Here is a 2,273-nt window from a genome sequence, read left to right as displayed (position 1 = left end):
GACGGCGATCTCCGTTCGATCCGCCACCGTCAGCATCATCCGTCCAAGCCCCACCCGGGTCTCCCGTCGTGCTACCTGCAACCCCTGGTGGCCTGCAGTGTTGCTACGACGCTATGACACCGCCGGCCGCTGGTCGTGGTATGCGCGGCGTCCGTCGCCCAGCTATCGTCGGGTCCTGGAGGTGTGCGGGATCGTGCCGTCGAGCGACTCGATGATTTCAAAGACCTCGGCTCTTATATCAATCAGATATTCCAGTCGACTCTTCGCAATACTGGCTCTTCGTATCTGAGAGTACGTAGGTGAGGTTCGGGCGGCGCGGGAGCGACCACAAGATGAAGGCGGGCCCTGGGTGTGATCATGGAAGCTCCTCAACCACCCGGACCACAACACAGGACCCATGAACGAGCCTACTTGCGTCATCGCTATTCGAACAGGCCGGGGGAGGGATGCAGGTGAAGATACCCCCCGAAGGATTTTGCACTGCTCTACAATACGACGATTCTCGAGTGCCTTGCAGAGATTGGATTCCTTAAATGGTAGATCAGCGCTCTGGATTCAGCGAGCAAGAATATTTGAAGTTCGCCGATCTATTTAGGTTCTGGGGAGATCGGCATTCGGAGATTGGGGTGCGGCCAGACTGGTCTGGAATCACGCCTCAGGAACCTCATGGGTACCCGACAATGGAGATTTCCGCTAGGGTGATTGGCGGTGATCCTGGGTATATGCTCCGACGAGAAGGGGCAGTGGTTCACCGCTACTGGATCGAACGTGGATCGCTCGACGATATGGGCGAGTTCAGGCAATTCTCTGACGCACTGAAGGCGATGTCCATCCTTCTCGCCTCGGGATATCGACGAGCAAAGGGGTACGAGCCACTCTACTCCAAATTGGATGGGATAATGCCAGAGGGGGTCGAGGTCTCATCTTTGGGCGACGTGGAAGTCTATCGGATTGTCGGCGGCGATCCTGATCGGTACTTCCCGGTATACGGTGATCCCGGTGGATTATTGCCCTATATGCTTGCGCATAGCCTGAGCGAGGTTAATGCAGATCTCCTCCGACCGTAGAGTTCATTGACGGCTCTGGGGGCAAGCCGGCTCTTCGTATTTCAGAGTGCGTTGACCCTTTCTGCGAGCTGGCCGGAGTGCAGTAGGGATCGCAAGATGTAGGGAAGGTTCCTGTCCCCGAAGGGGGTGCCATCCGCTCAGCGCGCCCTACCTCCAGACGCGCTGCGGGACGGCTACCATGTCTTCACGGTAGGAGATGTTCCACTACCGGAAGGCTGGCGTTTAGATCTCGGCCGAATCGCGCCTTGGTTCGAGCAACCGGGCGGTGGGCTTCAGATACTTATCCATTTCCCGAAGTGGATCGAAAAAGCACGTATTTCGCCCATTGAATATCTCATGGAGATCGGAGTCTTTGTATGACGCAGCAGCCAATGGGATTTACCGAATCGGAGTTCCGGGTGTTTTCCGATCTATTCGTATTCTGGGGAGAGCGGCATGCTGAGATCGACGCCACGCCTGCATGGTCAGGGATATGGCCTGAGGTTCCCGACCAGTTTCCGGCTCCGGAACTCTCCGCCCGTAGCCCTGGAGGGGACCCGGGGTACATCATACGAAGAGAAGGGCGCGCGGTACGTCAATACTGGCTCGAACGGGGGTCGCTATTTGAAGAAGGAGAGTACGGGGAGTTTGCCGAGGCAATGAAAGCCATGGCGACTGGTCTCGCATCCGGATACCGTAGATCCAAAGGCTACGAGCAGCTATTTTTCAAGCCAGAGGGAACGATGTCCGACGGCGTCGAAATCGCGTGTGTAGACGGCAGGGAGGTGTATAGGATTATCGGGGGCGATCCAGGTAGGTACATTCCTGTCGATGGCGTGCGAAATGGCCTGGATCCGTACCTTCTCACGCATAGCCTCGATCAAGTTAACGCGGACCTGCTGCGGCCGTAGGTCACGCCGCGGCCGATGACAAGGCAGGGACGGATCCATGAACAGGTGATCTGAGGTTGCACGAGAACCTTCGCAGCGACTCAATGCTCGGTTCGGCGCGGTCTCCTGGCCCGTGGGTTTTCGGAAACGTGTGGCCTGGCCTGGTCGGAAGTTCCTGACCTATGACGCGGGCGAGGCGTCGGCCAAAGGGGCGGTGTCATAGCGTCGTAGCAACACTGCAGGCCACCAGGGGTTGCAGGTAGCACGACGGGAGACCCGGGTGGGGCTTGGACGGATGATGCTGACGGTGGCGGATCGAACGGAGATCGCCGTCGGC

Annotated in this window: 3 protein-coding genes; all 3 read left to right on the top strand. The window is 58.1% G+C overall.

The genetic code is table 11. The features are described 5' to 3' along the window. The first annotated feature begins 680 nt into the window (after nt 1-680). Nucleotides 681-1,067: a hypothetical protein gene (locus tag ABD989_RS17575; RefSeq protein WP_345314494.1), complete on the top strand. Its 387-nt coding sequence runs from the start codon at nt 681-683 to the stop codon at nt 1,065-1,067. Between the two features lie 126 nt (nt 1,068-1,193). Then, nucleotides 1,194-1,427, top strand: coding sequence for a TNT domain-containing protein (locus tag ABD989_RS17775; protein WP_425556563.1), 234 nt, complete (start codon nt 1,194-1,196; stop codon nt 1,425-1,427). Then, entirely contained in the window at nt 1,424-1,957 is a 534-nt protein-coding gene (locus ABD989_RS17570) for a hypothetical protein (protein WP_345314493.1), read from the top strand. Before ABD989_RS17775 ends, ABD989_RS17570 begins: the two co-directional genes overlap by 4 nt. Nucleotides 1,958-2,273 lie beyond the last annotated feature (316 nt).

The sequence above is a fragment of the Gordonia alkaliphila genome, from assembly GCF_039542465.1.
In the GTDB taxonomy this organism is placed as follows: Bacteria; Actinomycetota; Actinomycetes; order Mycobacteriales; family Mycobacteriaceae; genus Gordonia; species Gordonia alkaliphila.
The sequence above is the reverse complement of the archived record's forward strand: the minus strand, read 5'-3'. Positions and strand labels throughout refer to the sequence as shown.